This window comes from Pandoraea fibrosis (genome assembly GCF_000807775.2).
Taxonomy (GTDB): Bacteria; Pseudomonadota; Gammaproteobacteria; order Burkholderiales; family Burkholderiaceae; genus Pandoraea; species Pandoraea fibrosis.
Genome location: NZ_CP047385.1, coordinates 2,265,441 through 2,280,237, shown reverse-complemented (window position 1 = coordinate 2,280,237; position 14,797 = coordinate 2,265,441). Strand labels below are relative to the sequence as shown.

At 62.7% G+C, this 14,797-nt stretch carries 15 protein-coding genes; 5 read left to right on the top strand and 10 right to left on the bottom strand.

The genetic code is table 11. The features are described from left to right. Positions 1–127: 127 nt before the first annotated feature. From hutG to PI93_RS10200, 9 genes are all read right to left on the bottom strand, one after another. Positions 128–1,075 (bottom strand): formimidoylglutamase, encoded by a 948-nt coding sequence (hutG, locus tag PI93_RS10240; protein WP_039372616.1) that lies wholly within the window; start codon positions 1,073–1,075, stop codon positions 128–130. An 18-nt stretch (positions 1,076–1,093) separates the two neighbouring features. After that, positions 1,094–1,870 carry an amino acid ABC transporter ATP-binding protein gene (locus PI93_RS10235; RefSeq protein WP_039372619.1) on the bottom strand — a complete coding sequence of 259 codons (777 nt, stop codon included), beginning with the start codon at positions 1,868–1,870 and terminating at the stop codon, positions 1,094–1,096. Next, a complete protein-coding gene (locus PI93_RS10230) occupies positions 1,867–2,535 on the bottom strand; it encodes an amino acid ABC transporter permease (protein WP_039372621.1) in 669 nt (222 codons plus the stop codon). The genes PI93_RS10235 and PI93_RS10230 overlap by 4 nt, the downstream gene beginning before the upstream one ends. 101 nt (positions 2,536–2,636) lie before the next feature. Beyond that, positions 2,637–3,374, bottom strand: a complete 738-nt coding sequence (locus PI93_RS10225) for a transporter substrate-binding domain-containing protein (RefSeq protein WP_039372624.1) — start codon at positions 3,372–3,374, stop codon at positions 2,637–2,639. A gap of 39 nt (positions 3,375–3,413) precedes the next feature. Next, a complete protein-coding gene (locus PI93_RS10220; RefSeq protein WP_039372846.1) occupies positions 3,414–4,160 on the bottom strand; it encodes an IclR family transcriptional regulator in 747 nt (248 codons plus the stop codon). A gap of 243 nt (positions 4,161–4,403) precedes the next feature. Next, the gene (locus tag PI93_RS10215; RefSeq protein WP_039372627.1) at positions 4,404–5,954 is read right to left on the bottom strand and encodes a class I adenylate-forming enzyme family protein; all 1,551 of its coding nucleotides are present in this window, start codon (positions 5,952–5,954) and stop codon (positions 4,404–4,406) included. A gap of 84 nt (positions 5,955–6,038) precedes the next feature. Further along, positions 6,039–7,283 carry an acyl-CoA dehydrogenase family protein gene (locus tag PI93_RS10210; RefSeq protein ID WP_052240819.1) on the bottom strand — a complete coding sequence of 415 codons (1,245 nt, stop codon included), beginning with the start codon at positions 7,281–7,283 and terminating at the stop codon, positions 6,039–6,041. Between the two features lie 9 nt (positions 7,284–7,292). After that, positions 7,293–8,099, bottom strand: coding sequence for an alpha/beta fold hydrolase (locus PI93_RS10205; RefSeq protein ID WP_039372629.1), 807 nt, complete (start codon positions 8,097–8,099; stop codon positions 7,293–7,295). Next, positions 8,096–9,145, bottom strand: a complete 1,050-nt coding sequence (locus tag PI93_RS10200; RefSeq protein WP_039372630.1) for a M29 family metallopeptidase — start codon at positions 9,143–9,145, stop codon at positions 8,096–8,098. The genes PI93_RS10205 and PI93_RS10200 overlap by 4 nt, the downstream gene beginning before the upstream one ends. A gap of 163 nt (positions 9,146–9,308) precedes the next feature. On the opposite strand from PI93_RS10200, the gene PI93_RS10195 reads away from it, so the two are divergent. From PI93_RS10195 to kynA, 5 genes are all read left to right on the top strand, one after another. Further along, positions 9,309–9,827 (top strand): flavin reductase family protein, encoded by a 519-nt coding sequence (locus PI93_RS10195; RefSeq protein ID WP_039372633.1) that lies wholly within the window; start codon positions 9,309–9,311, stop codon positions 9,825–9,827. Between the two features lie 6 nt (positions 9,828–9,833). Then, the gene (locus PI93_RS10190) at positions 9,834–10,292 is read left to right on the top strand and encodes a MarR family winged helix-turn-helix transcriptional regulator (protein WP_039372634.1); all 459 of its coding nucleotides are present in this window, start codon (positions 9,834–9,836) and stop codon (positions 10,290–10,292) included. A gap of 226 nt (positions 10,293–10,518) precedes the next feature. Then, positions 10,519–11,184 carry an arylformamidase gene (gene kynB, locus PI93_RS10185; RefSeq protein ID WP_052240835.1) on the top strand — a complete coding sequence of 222 codons (666 nt, stop codon included), beginning with the start codon at positions 10,519–10,521 and terminating at the stop codon, positions 11,182–11,184. Between the two features lie 69 nt (positions 11,185–11,253). Further along, entirely contained in the window at positions 11,254–12,507 is a 1,254-nt protein-coding gene (gene kynU / locus PI93_RS10180) for a kynureninase (protein WP_039372636.1), read from the top strand. 16 nt (positions 12,508–12,523) lie between these two features. After that, entirely contained in the window at positions 12,524–13,489 is a 966-nt protein-coding gene (kynA, locus tag PI93_RS10175; protein ID WP_039372639.1) for a tryptophan 2,3-dioxygenase, read from the top strand. 304 nt (positions 13,490–13,793) lie between these two features. On the opposite strand, the gene PI93_RS10170 is transcribed toward kynA, so the two are convergent. After that, complete coding sequence (locus tag PI93_RS10170; protein ID WP_224786281.1) at positions 13,794–14,642, bottom strand: IclR family transcriptional regulator; 849 nt, start codon at positions 14,640–14,642, stop codon at positions 13,794–13,796. Positions 14,643–14,797 lie beyond the last annotated feature (155 nt).

Sequence of the window (14,797 nt, the reverse complement as noted above, 5' to 3'; positions counted from 1 at the left end):
CTTTATGCGGCAGCGCACAAAAATTAGGGCGGGCGATCGATGGTTCGATCGCCCGCCCTATTGTCGCGCAGAAGTTCTGCAAACGGCGCAAATTACCCTACAGCGAACTCGCGTCTACCGATCTGCGTCAGCCTTTCAACTGCGTGATGAGCGGATGCAGAAGACGAGCGCCGACTCGCGCGGTCAGACCGTCGCGGTCATACGTCGGGTTGTACTCGGCGATATCCGCGACACGTAACTTGCCGGAGCGGCGAACCACGCCGATGAGCGCTTCGACAACTTCCAGAGCCACGCCATGCGCCGCCGGTGCCGACACGCCCGGCGCCTTCTCGCCTGGGAGCACGTCCATGTCGATGGTCAGATAGATGTGACTCACTTGTGCAAGCTTCTTCTCGAGCCGCTCGCACATTTCCGGCAAACGATGCGCGAGCATCGTGTCGTCGAGCCAGTAATCCACGTTCAGCGATTCCGCACGCTCGAAAAGGGCATCGGTATTGCTGTAGCGGCTCACACCAAGACAGGCGTAATGGAAAGGCGCCTGACGGCCCGCGAGCAACTGCGAAATCTGCCAGAACGGCGTACCCGAGCTGGCCGTCGGTTGTGCACGCAGGTCGAAGTGCGCGTCGAAATTGAGGATCAGGATCGGCTCGTCGCGCAGACGGTCGCCGAAATGCTCGGCAACGCCCAGGAAGGTGCCATAGGCAATCTCATGCCCACCACCCAGCACGACCGGCAGCGCACCGGCGGCCAGCACCTCGGCCACGCGGTGGCCGAGCGCGGCTTGCGCCGCTTCGAGCCGGTCGTCGGCGCACACAATATTGCCGCCATCGAACACGACCGGCGTGCCCTTCACCGGCAGGCTCGCGAGCGCGCGACGCAGCATGTCCGGCCCAGCGACCGCGCCCTGACGCCCATGATTGCGGCGCACACCCTCGTCGCTGCAAAAGCCCAGCACGACTGCGCCGCCCGCCGCCTGCGACGCATCGTAATCGCGCAGCACCTGATGCAGACGCAGGGTATGGCCGGTTTCGCCGGTATCCACACGGCCTTGCCAGACCGTTCGATCAATTGTCATACGTTTGCCTGCCTTGCCTTACCGTGCGATGACCGCTTGCAGGAATTCTCGCGTGCGCGCTTCACGCGGCGCAGTGAAAATCTGCTCCGGCGCGCCCGCTTCGATGATTCGCCCCTGATCCATCACGACCACGACATCGGCCACTTCGCGGGCGAATCCCATCTCGTGCGTGACCACCAGCATTGTCATGCCGTCGTTTGCGAGCGCCTTCATCACCTGAAGCACTTCCCCCACGAGTTCCGGATCGAGTGCCGAGGTCGGCTCGTCGAACAACATGACTTGCGGTTGCATGGCCAGTGCGCGGGCAATCGCCACACGCTGCTTCTGACCGCCCGACAGCGTGCCCGGATAGACGTCGGCCTTCGCCGCCAGTCCCACCTTCGCCAGCAATTCGCGAGCGAGCTTCTCGGCGTCGGCGCTCTTCATGCCGCGCAGCTTGCGCGGTGCGAGCGTGACGTTATCGAGCACGCTCAGATGCGGGAACAGATTAAACGACTGGAACACCATGCCCACTTCGGTACGCAGATGATTGAGCGCGTTCTCGCCCATCATCTTGCCGTGATCGACGAGCTTCTTGCCCACGATTTCGATGGTGCCCTGCTCCGCCGTTTCCAGCCCGTTGCAGCAACGCAGGAACGTGCTCTTGCCCGAACCGCTCGGGCCGATGACCACGACAACCTGACGCGCATCGACTTCGAAGTCGATGCCCTTGAGCACCTGATGACTGCCGTAGGCCTTGCCCAGGCCCTCGATCTTCAGGATCGGGGCGCCGATCTCCTTTTTCACTTCGCTCATTGCACGGCACCTCCGGCACGCAGGGACTTCTCGGCGCGCTGCAGGAGCAGCGTGGTGACACCGGTCAGAATCAGATAAACAAACGCAATCGCCAGATACACTTCCAGCGAGCGATACGACACGCTGATGATTTTCTGACCTTCGTGCATCACGTCATGAATCGTGAGCAGCGACACGAGGGCCGAGTTCTTGATCAGCGCAATGAATTCGTTGCCCAGCGGCGGAATCATGCGCACAACGGCCTGCGGCAGAATCACCGAGCGCATGGCCTGACCATACGGCATGCCGAGTGAGCGGGCGGCTTCCATCTGACCGCGTTCGATCGACTGGATGGCACCGCGCACGATCTCCGAGACATAGGCACCGCTATAGATGCCCAGACCCAGCACACCGCACATGAAGGCCGGCAGCAGAATGTTGAACTGAGGCAGTCCGAAGAACAGGATAAAGAGCTGCACCAGCAGCGGCGTGCCACGAATGAACGTGACATAGGCGGTACAGATGCCGTAGCGAATGCGATGTGCCGGGTTCAGGCGGCCCATGCCGACCAGCAAACCCAACACGCAGCCCAGCGCCAGTGCGCAGGCAGTTACCTCGACGGTAACGAGCGCGCCACGCGCGAGGTCCTGCCAGTTTGCCCACACCGGCGAAAAATCGAGTTCCATGCGTACTCCGTCAGTTGCTCTACTGCTTTATTGCATCGGCGGGCGCCGTCATCCCATTCGGGGTGACGGCAAACCCGCCCGGTATTACGTTTGCGACGTGCTTACTTCGCGGTACCGAAGTACTTGCTGACCAGCGCAGCGTAGGTGCCGTCTGCACGAACCTTCTCCAGCGCCTTGTTCATCTCGTTGGTCAGTTCGGTGTCGCCCTTGCGCACGGCGAAGCCATAACGCTCAACGGTCAGCGTCTTGTCGAGCACCTTCACGCCCGGGTTGGCCTTGGCGTACAGCAGCGCTGCCGGCTTGCCGGTCACGGCAGCGTCGGCACGACCGATCTTCACGAGTTCGAACATCTGATCGTTCTTCTCGACTTCCACGCGCTCGACCTTCGGATAGCTTTCCTTCAGGAATTGCACCGACTTCGTTCCCACCTGCACCGACACCTTCTTGCCGGTCAGGTCGGCCGGTTCCTTGATGCTCGTGTTATCTGCCTTCACCAGAATCGCCAGACCGCCGGTGTAGTAGGGATGCGTGAAGTTCACCACCTTCAGGCGCTCGTCGGTGATGTAGATCGCCGAAGCAGCCACGTCGACGCGTTTGGAAAGCACGGCCGGGATCAGCCCCTTGAAATCGATATCCGTCCACTCGACCTTCTTGCCCATGGCCTTGCCCAGCGCTTCGATCATTTCGACGTCGAAGCCGGTGCGCTTGCCGTTGTCCACATATTCGAACGGCGGGAAGGTCGCGTCGGTGGCAACACGCAACACGTCGTCGGCAGCGAAGACTTTGCTCGAGCAGGTGACGGCCAGCGCCATCGTGAACAGGATGTGACGCAATTTCATCTGGTACTCCTTCGTGTAGTCTTGGTCGGCTAAAACCGGTTAAAAGTACTGCAATCGATTCGAAATACGCTCGGCTGCTGCCACCGTGAGGCGGATCAGCTCTTCGTGGCGCTGAGCCACACGCACGGCCGGCGCCATCAGCGTGATGGTGCCCTCCAGACGCTCCTTGGCGGCAAACACAGGGGCCGACACGCCCCAGACGCCGAAATCCACTTCGCTTTCGGACACCGCGTATCGCTGCTTGCGAATCTCTTCGACCTGCGCGACGAGACGCTCCTGCGCGACCGGCTGGCCCGCCAATTGGCGGCCGATCAGGCTTTCGCGGGTCGCCTGGGGCAGGAACGAGAGCAGTGCCTTGGCAGACGCGCCATGCACCAGCGGATGCGCACGCCCCTTGGCAAAGGAGCAACGCAGCGATTGCTCGCTCTCGTGCATGTCGAGGCAGACGACCTGGCCGTTGGCGGCCACAAGCAGACCGACAGTCTCGCCGGTGCGCTGCACGAGGGCGTCGATTTCCTCACGTGCCTGGGTGACAAGATGCGAGTTGTGGTCGAAACCCCACGCCAATTGCACGCCGACCGGACCCGGTTCATAGAGCGCCTCATGGGCGTGCTCCTGCACCAGGCCCCACTTCTTGAGCGGCACGAGGTGGCGGTAAACCGTGGAGAGCGGCAGGCTCGTTTGCGCGGCGATCTCGCGTGCCGCGATCGGTCGTCCATGACGCGCCACAGTCACAAGGACTTGCAGAACGCGTTCAGAGACCGAATGAGCTTCGGTGGTGTCCATCGTCTTGAAAACAAAAGAAAGCAAAAAAATCAGCGGGCTAGCCGCCGATGACGACATGGGCGCTATCTTGCGATGCAATTCCCAAAGTAAAAAATGAGATTCTCACCGGATGGTAACAAATCGAGCGGTTACGCATAGGGATTTTCCCTTATGCATCGCGGAACGTCAGCATAAAAAAACGCCGAAGCCCTTGTACAGCAAGGACTTCGGCGTTTTTAAGCAAAAACTGAATAAATATTCTGATTACCGACTTGCAGTCGACGTTTGCAATTCCTGCGTCGCAGATAACCAGCCAATGAGAATCGGTTTTTGCACTTTCCCAAGCGCGCTTTTGGGAAGCGCATCGAGAATCACAACGCGTCGCGGCAATTTGAAGCGAGCGATGCGCTCGCCAAGGAAGTCGAGCACGGTCTGAGACGTCGCACCGGCCGAGGGCGTCGGTACGATGACCGCCACCGGCACCTCGCCCCATCGCTCGTCCGGCACGCCAACGACAGCGGCCTCCAGTACCCCCGGGCAGTCGACCAGCGCATTCTCGATTTCCGCCGGGTAGATGTTCTCGCCCCCCGAGATGATCATGTCCTTGCTGCGGCCCACGACTTCGAAACACCCATCCTCACGCAAGCGCGCCAGATCGCCGGAGTGGAACCAGCCGCCCTCGAACGAGGCGTGTCCGGGCGCACGCCAGTACTCGCGCATCACATTCGGTGCACGCACGAGAATCTCGCCGACCTCACCGGCCGCGACGTCCTGCCCGCTCACATCCGTCAGCCGCACTTCCACGCCCGGGCACGCACGGCCCACCGCACCGGGATACGCTTTCGCTTCGCCAAAGCGCAGCGCAATCGATACCGGACCGGTTTCCGTCGCGCCATACACCTGCCCGAGCGGAATGCCACGCGCGTGGAATGCATCGATGGCGGACATCGGCACAACGCTGGAGCCGGCCATCACGCCGCGCAGCGACGACAGATCAGTCGTCGACCACGCCGGATGCAGTTGCACCGCTCGCATCGTCGCGGGCACCATCAGAGAGAGCGTCGGACGGTGCTTCGCGACATCCGCCAGCCACGCTGCCGGATCGAAACGGGGATGCAGCGTGACGCTCGCCCCGCACAACAGCGCAGGCAGCGTTTGAATACACAGGCCGCCGACATGAAACATCGGCAGTGTCGACAGGATGTGGTCGTCGGCACGCATGTCGTGCGCCCACCAACTGGCTTCGGCATTGGCGAGCAAGCCGGCCTGCGTATGCAGCGCGCCCTTGGGTTCGCCCGTCGTGCCGGACGTATAGGCGAGCAGTACAGGCGCATCGGCAGCGACATCGGGATAGTCGACGGGTTTTGTCGACGGCACCGCGATCAGTCCTTCGATCGGTGCAATGGCGGGCGGCGGCAGGTCGGTGATGGCGTGCTGTTCGAGCGAGTCGCGGATCTGACGCGCAGCGTCGCGATGCACAGCGTCGAACCACAGCACACGCACGCCCGCATGGCGCACGATCGCGGCCAGTTCGGGAACGGCTAGACGGAAATTGAGCGGCAGGAAAATGGCGCCGGCACGGGCGCAGGCAAACAGCAGCGCCAGTTGCAACTCGTCATTCAGACCGAGACAGGCGACGCGATCGCCCGGTGCGATGCGCCAGGTGCTGCGCAAATGCCCCCCCACCCGCTCGACGCGTCGCCACAACGCAGCGTAGTCGGTCCGCTCCGATTCATCGCCAATGCCACAACGCAATGCCAGCCGCTCAGGCGTGGCGCGTGCATGACGGGCAAGCGCTTCTACAAAAGGCGTCAACTTGTTCTCCGTGACAAGAGAGACGACAACGCATGAGTCCAGCGAACCGGGGCCCGCGTGCCACTCACGTCGCTTACCTTGTTTCTACTCGTCGCGCTCGCCCGGTTCGTAGAGCGCCTCGCGGCCAATACGGTCGAGGCACAATTCCGCAGTCCACGGCAGCATCAGCGCGCCGCAACGCGAATCGCGATACATACGTTCGAGCGGCAACGTCTTGAGCATCGACTGCCCGCCGCAGGTGCGGATGGCGAGACGGCACAACTCGTTCGCATTCTCCATGATCGTGTACTGCGCTGCATACGCCCGCAGACGCGCCTCCTTGCCTGGATCTGCACGACCGTCCTGCAAGGCGCGCAAAAACAGCGCGCGCGTTTGCTCAAGCATGATGTGCATTTGTGCAACGGCAATCTGCTTGGTCGGATACATACGACGCTTGACCGGTGCGCCCATGCCGTCGGCTTCGCCACGCAGATAGCGCACCGTGAAATCGTAGGCGGCCTGCGCGATCCCCATATACGTCGGGGCGAGCGTCATGAACATGTGTGGCCAGCGGCTGGCGGCCTGATAGTAGACGCCACGCGGCATCAATTGCAGTTCGTCGGGAACGAACACGTCTTTGAAGAGCAACGTGCGCGACACCGTACCGCGCATGCCCAGCGGGTCCCAGTCGCCGGTGACGGTCACGCCCGGCGCGTCGCCCGGCACGGCGATGTAGAACGTGTCCTTCATCGACAACTCGGGCTTGTCTTCGGTGCACAGCACGCCGTAGTAGTTCGCCGCGCCCGAGAGCGATGCAAAGATCTTGCGACCGTTGATCTTCCAGCCCCCCTCCACCTTCGTCGCGGTCGTACCGAACGGTGCCTTGCCCGCCGCCGCCGCACTGCCCTCGGAGAACGGCTGCGCGTAGATCGCGCCGTCCTGAATGACGCGCGAGAAGTGATGCTTTCGATAGCCCGCATGCTCAGTGCGTTGCTCGGGAGTCATGTCGAGATCGTCGGCAAGAATGCCCGTCCACATCATCGAGCACGTATGCATATTGAATGTGAGCGCCGTAGCACCGCAGTGGCGGCCCAGCTCGGCGGAGACCATCATGTACGTGGCGAAATCGGCGCCCAGGCCACCGTCCGATTCGGGAATGCACAACTTCAGCAAGCCGGCGGCGCGCATGTCGTCGTAGTTCTCGAACGGGAACGACGCTTCACGATCCCAGCGGGCGGCGCGTGGCGCGAGCGACTCGCGCCCCACCTGTTCGGCCAGCGCCAGCAAACGCCGTTGCTTGTCCGTGAACGGGTAATGCTCGCCGACGATCGAAGGGGGCTGATAGGCCACGGTAGTCTCCTAGAGTGTTGCGAGGAAAGCGCGCACCTCGGCGTCGAAGGCCGCCGGGTGCGTCAGATTCATGAGGTGTCCGGCGCCGGGCAGGCAGACATAGCGCGCCTGTGCAATGGACTCGGCCATGCGCGCCATGACTCTCGGTGGCGCATTGGTGTCGTGCTCGCCGGCGATCAGCAACACCGGCACGGCGAGACGTGCAAGCGCAGCACGTTGCTCGAAGCCCACGAGCGCTTGCAGCGCGGCGCGGTATGCGTCGGGCGTGAGCGCGCCCATCGCGTCGACGGCCAGCGCCTGCGCACTCGCACGCGTGGCGGCATCCGGCTCACCGAGCATGCCCGGCACGATCGCTTGCGCCATCTCGCGCAGCGTTTTACCGGCGTCTAACGGCGCAGTGCGCTGACGCACGAATTCACGTTGAAAGTCGCCATCCGGCTTGCCGAATGCGGGGGACGTGCCGCACAACACGAGCGCCGCGATATCGCGCGTGAACGGCTCGCCGCGCGCCATCAGCTCCTGCGCGACCATGCCACCCATGCTGTGACCGACGAGCACGAATCGCGACGAGCGCGATGGCCCCAATGCGTCGAGCAGCGCCCGCAGACTGTCGGCCAGCGACGCCATGGTCGGCTCGGCAGGCATGGCGCTCTCGCCGTAACCGGGCATGTCCCAGGCCACCACGCGATAGCCCGCCGTCACGAAAGTCTCGAATTGCGCGGGCCAGACATGCTGGTTGCCACCAATGCCGTGCAGCAGCACCAGCGTGAGCGGGCCGTCGCCCGCCATGCGACAGGCGGGTACGGGAAGCGTCATGATGCGAACTCGCCTTGCAGTTGACCATCGCGCACGACCACATCGCCATCGAGCGCGATGGTGCAACGGCGCAATGGCAAGTCGAAGTGACCGAGCGTGTGACGTCCCGCCACTTCGTTCGCGCCCGTCGAATACAGGAAATTGCCCGCGAACGCGCGCTGCTCCGTACCGTTGCAATCGCGCTTGTCGTAGCAGGCGAGTGCATCCCAACGCGCACGCGGGTTCAGACCGAAGCCAACGTGCGAGACGGCGTAGGCTTCGCGATCGCCCCACGCCGCGAAGTACTCGCGCATGAGATCGACGTCGACGCCTTCACCGTCGATAGCGACGACATAGTCGTCCTCGACCGTGAGTTCGATACGATCGCGCAGGTATTGTTTGAACGTCAGATTGATGTCCCCCGGCGCGAGCACGAGTCGGCCGTTCACACTGTGCGCAGCGGGGAACGCCAACGCCAGACCGCCCGGCCAGTGGGCCACCTGTCCCGGTTTGGCGCACCAACCCCAGACACCGCCCACGCGCGCGTCACGCAGCCCGATGCGCAGATCGGTGCCAGCGGCGGAGGTGACATGCATTTGTGCCGAACCGCGCAAACGCTTGATCGCCGCACGCACCTTCGGCTCGAGCGCCGGGTCGGTTGCGCAGCGTTCCAGAATTTCGGGATGTTCGTTGGAGACCATCAACACGCGCGCGCCGCCGCCCAGAATGTCGGGCAGTTCGGGCGCATGCAGCAACCCTTCTACGGTGCAGTCGACGACCAGCGTTGCGGCCCGTAGCGCCGCCACGACCGGGGCCAGTTGCCCCAGTGCGTCGCTGGCGCCCGTCGAGCGCACCGGCACCGGGGCACTCACGCGCGGACTCGGCACAATCAGCCGGAAAGGCTTGGCGCCAAGCGATTCCGCCGCAAGCTGTGCTAATTCCACGTTGACAGGCCGGGATTGCGTTTCGGCTACAATCGCCACCACATCACCGGGTCGTATGTCGCAGCGCCGCAAGGTCTCGGCAAATACCTCGATCCACTTATGCTCGATTCGCTCGATCAGCATATCGTCTCCTGAGCGTCTGACCCTCTCGCCCGCCGGGGGCTGCTTCGCCCCGTGGCACGCTGCTGGCCGTCATGCGTCTTGTCGATCTGTTGTTCGTGCCATAGTATATGAATATTCATACAAATCAACCCGATCAAATTAGCCGGACGGGAGTGCAGGGACAGTGAACGCCAAACGCGCCGCAGTGCCAGATTTCGACAGCGCAGCCTTTCGTCATGCGCTCGGTCAGTTTGCGACCGGGGTGACAGTCATCACCACGCGCGCCGACGACGGTTCGCTCATCGGTATTACCGCCAGTTCGTTCAACTCGGTGTCGCTCACGCCGCCGCTCATCTTGTGGAGTCTCGCCACGCGCGCGGGCAGCATGCCCGTCTTCCGCGAAAACTCCCACTATGCCGTGAATGTACTGGCGGCCGATCAGCTTGACATCTGCAAGCGATTCGCCACGGTGAAGGGTGACCGTTTTGCGGGCGTACCTTATACGTTGTCGGCGTCGGGCACCCCGGTGCTGGACGGGGCGCTGGCCTGGTTTGAGTGTCATAACCGCAGCCGTTATGACGAAGGCGACCACGTCATCTTCGTCGGCGAGGTCGAGCGTTGCGGCGTTCATGCGAACGTTGCCGATCGCATGCCGCTGATCTTCCACGCCGGCGGCTTCCACAAGCCGCAATCTCTCGGTTAAAGTCCCATGTCAGCCGCCGGAGCGCCGTTCGTCGACGACTATCTGGCGTATCTGCTCGCTCGTGCGAGCACGCTGGTCTCCGATGAGTTTCATCGCGAAGTGGCAGCAGCGGGCCTCGGTGTGTCTGAGTGGCGAGTCCTTGCCACGCTTTCCGATGGCAGGGCGCGCACCATCAATCAACTCGCCGACATCGTGCTTGCCAAGCAGCCGACGCTCACCAAGGTTGTCGACCGGCTGGAAGCGACCGGCGACGTCGTGCGCGGCGAGAGCACAACGGATCGCCGCCAGTCGCTTGTCTCGCTCACCGACGCGGGCCGCGAACGCGTGGCGCCGTTGCTCGCCAGCGCACGCCGGCACGAAGCCGGGGTGCTCGCGCGCTTCGGTGCCGAACAATCCACCCTCCTCAAAGACACGTTGCGCCGCCTGATCGACGAGATGGCGCAGGGAACCCAACTCCCTCGTTAGGCCGTTTCCGCTTCGCGCACGGACGTGTCCGAAAACACGAATCACGTCGCGCGTCGAATCGTCAAAAATTCGACCCCTTTGCCATATTGTCGAATTTTCTATCGACAATTCACAAAAATCGCATTTCCACTATCAATTTCACGGATCGCGATCGGCGAATACGCAAGCACTTGCAACGCGAATTCTTCTAAGATGCGCATATCGATTCCCGCTAATGCGCACGTCCATGACCGCACCCAGCCATCACCCAGCCGACGCGCGCAACGAGCGCCGCGTTTGGGATATCAGCGCCCCACTCTCCAGCAACACGCCCGTCTGGCCAGGTGACACACCGTTCTCGGAAGAAGCGGTTTGGCAGATCGGGCCGGGTTGTCCGGTCAATGTCGGGCGCATCACGTTGTCGCCTCACACGGGGGCTCATGCGGATGCCCCGCGTCATTACGACGACGATGGCGCCTTCATTGGCGAGGTCTCGCTGGATACGTATCTGGGACCGTGCCGGGTGATTCATTGTCTTGGCGCCTCTCCGGTCGTCACCCCCGAGATGGTGGCGCCGCACCTGAGCGATGTGCCGCCGCGTGTGCTGTTGCGCACGTATGAGCGGGCGCCGTTGGCTCGTTGGGATAGCGCGTTTTGCGCGGTAGCGCCAGAGACTATCGATCTGCTCGCGTCGCATGGCGTGAAGCTGGTGGGCATCGACACGCCGTCGCTCGATCCGCAGGAAAGCAAGACGATGGACGCGCACCACCGCATTCGCGCGCATCGCATGGCCATTCTCGAAGGGCTGGTGCTCGACGCGATTCTCCCGGCCGATTACGAACTCATTGCGTTGCCGCTGAAGTTCATGCGGCTCGACGCAAGCCCGGTCCGCGCCGTGCTGCGCTCCCTCTGAACGGGACAGCCCGCGTCGGCCTCACGGCAAACGATTTTTTTCATTGCATTCACTCATAAAACGCAAACCATGACGTCTTCTCGCAACGATTGCCTGGCCCTCGATGCGGCCGATCCGCTCGCCCCGCTGCGCGCACAATTCGATCTGCCGCCCGACGTGATCTATCTCGACGGAAACTCGCTGGGTGCCCGCCCGCTGGCGTCGGCCAAGCGCGCTCAGGAAGTGATTACCGCCGAATGGGGCCGGGATCTCATCCGTAGCTGGAACGACGCCGACTGGTTTGCGCTGCCGCGCAAGCTCGGCGACGCCCTCGCTCCGATCATCGGTGCCGGTCAAGGCGAAGTCGTGGTGACCGACACCACGTCGAGCAACCTCTTCAAGGTGATGGCTGCCGCCCTCGACATGCAGCGCACGCGAGCACCGCAACGCAAGGTGATCGTCTCCGAGCGCAGCAACTTCCCGACCGACCTCTACATCGTGCAGGGCCTCACGCGCTTGCTCGACGACGGCTACTCGTTGCGTCTGATCGATGCGCCGGAAGACCTGCCGAACGCGCTGCGCGACGATGTCGCTGTGGTGCTGCTCACGCACGTGAACTACCGCAGCGGCGCGATGTACGACATGGCCGCACGCACGGCAGAGATTCATGCCGCGGGAGCACTGGCGGTGTGGGACCTTTGCCATTCGGCGGGCGCCGTGCCCGTCGATCTGAACGGTGCCAAGGCCGACTACGCGGTGGGCTGCACATATAAGTATCTGAACGGCGGCCCGGGTGCACCGGCCTTCGTGTGGGTCAACAAGTCACATCAGGACGAGTTCTGGCAGCCGTTGTCGGGCTGGTGGGGCCATCGCACGCCGTTCGCCATGCATCCGGACTACACGCCGGACAATGGCATCGGACGCTACCTGTGCGGCACGCAACCGATCGTCTCGCTCTCGCTTGTGCAATGCGGTCTGGACATCTTCGCGCAGACGTCGATGGAAGCCCTGCGCAGCAAGTCGCTGGCGCTGACGGATCTGTTCATCAAGCTGGTCGAAGAGCGTTGCGCCGAATTCCCGCTCACGCTGGTGACGCCGCGCGATCATGCCGCGCGAGGTTCGCAGGTGAGCTTCGAGCATCCGGAGGGGTTTGCCGTGATTCAGGCGCTGATTGCACGAGGTGTCATCGGTGACTATCGCGAGCCGCGCATCATGCGCTTCGGTATGACGCCGCTGTACACGAGCTTTGCCGATGTCTGGGATTCCGTCGAAATTCTGCGCGAGGTGCTGGCCACGGGCGCGTGGGACAAGCCCGAATTTCATCGTCGCGGCACGGTGACCTGAGAGAGGAATCGTCAGTATGAGCAAGACTCCCTCTTCCGCAAACGACCCTCGCGACACGCCGACGGACGCCACGCCCGCACAGGGCGGGTGCCCGTTCGGGCATCAGAGTGGCGAGAACGCGGCGGGCAACACGAACGCCGCGCAAAGTGCACCGGCCGAAGCGACCCAATGGCACGACGCTCAGCTCGACTTCTCCAAGAGCATGAGCTACGGCGATTATCTGTCGCTCGATCCGATTTTGAATGCGCAACATCCGCGCTCGACCGATCACAACGAGATGCTGTTCATCATTCAGCATCAGACAAGTGAGTTGTGGATGAAGTTGGCGTTGTACGAACTGCAGGCAGCGCGTGCCGCGGTTCACAACGACGCACTGCCACCCGCCTTCAAGATGCTCGCACGCGTGTCGCGCATTCTTGAACAACTGGTGCAGGCGTGGAGCGTGCTGGCGACGATGACGCCGTCGGAGTATTCGTCGATGCGTCCGTCACTGGGTAGCTCGTCGGGCTTCCAGTCGTATCAGTACCGCATTCTGGAGTTCATGCTGGGCAACAAGAATGCGGCGATGTTGAAGCCGCATTCGCATCGCCCGGATCTATTCCAGCAGGTGGAAGCGGCGCTCAACGCGCCGTCGTTTTACGATGAAGTGGTGCGCCTGCTGGCTCGTCGCGGCTTCGCGATTGCGCCAGCCCGGCTGGAGCGCGACTGGACACAGCCGACGCCTCACGACGAGACCGTCGAGGCGGCGTGGCTTGAGGTGTATCGCAATCCGTCGCAGCACTGGGAGTTGTACGAGATGGCTGAGGAATTGGTCGATCTCGAAGACGCCTTCCGGCAGTGGCGCTTCCGCCACGTGACAACCGTCGAGCGCATCATCGGCTTCAAGCAAGGCACCGGTGGCACCAATGGCGCGCCTTACCTTCGCAAGATGCTCGATGTGGTGCTGTTCCCCGAGTTGTGGCACGTGCGAACGTTGCTGTGATGTCGTTTGCGGTGAGAACACCCACCGCATAGATTTGGCGAGCACCCCGGTGCCCGGTGCCCGCCCGTCCCCTGCCTCCGCGCCAACGCTTGTTAAGTCGCTACGTCAGGGGACGGACAACCACCATCGTGTGCCCAATCGCACAGCCGTCATCGCGTCGACGAGGTGTCGACGGATCGATGGCGGTTGCGGATCGGGTTGGGGGCCGCCTGCGGTGCGACTTAACAGGCATTGGAGCGCCGCGGGCGGCCCCCAACCCGATGGACCACGGGTGTTAAGTGTTAGGTAGGTGTTCGGGATTTACCTACACCTGCCCGGTAAGCCGCGCCGCGAGCTGCTTCAATCTCGGGCCGATCTCTTCACGGAAAACCGCATCCGGAATCGACGAAGACGGCCCGCTGCAACTGATCGCCAGCCAACGGTTCTGCCGCACGTCACGCAACGGCACGGCCACCGCATTCACGCCTTCATGCCACTCGCGAAACGAGTAGCAGCAGCCCTCGCGCTTATACGACTCGATCCCTTTGTCGACGCCGGACTGCAACACATCCCAGCCCACGTTGCGCAGTGCCGCCGGATTCGCGTCGTAGGCATCGCGAAGATCGGCGAGCATCGTCTCGCGCTCAGTCGGCGTCATGGCCGCGAGGTAGACGCGCCCCATCGAACTTGTCAGCATCGACAGGCGTGAGCCCGCCGTCAGTCCCAGCGTGAGGTGTGCCGAATCGCTGCGGATGGTTTCGAGATACATCATGTCGATGCCCTCTCGGCAACCCAGCGAAATGGAACATCCCATTTCCTTCGCCAGCGCCCGCATGTGCGGACGCGCGAGCGTCAGCATGTCGGTACCGCTCAGGAACGCGTATCCCAGGGCCAGCACGCCTGCATCTAGGGCGTATTTGCCAAGCTCGGCGTCATAACGCAGATACCCCAACTCCGTGAGCGTGTAGGCGAGGCGACTGACGGTCGCCTTGGGCAATCCGGTGCGGGCCGCGAAGTCGCGGTTGCCCAGCAGGACATCGTCGGGACCGAAAGCGCGCAACAGTTCGAGACCGCGCGCCAGCGCGGTCACGAACTTGCGCTCGTCATGCGACGGCGGCACACCGTGCGCCGGAGCACCGGCAAAGGCTGACAGGGACGTTTTGACCACAACCATCGCGCACTCCGCTTCAAATGAGTTCGGCCAGTGCACACACTGGCCGTTGCCTGAGAAAAAAGTTTAGTGCTAAACTAACTTCGATTTCAGAACATTGTTCCGCATTGCGGAACTTTCGTCAAGTCGAAGTGCTTTCCCGGTGTGGCAAGTCGCAA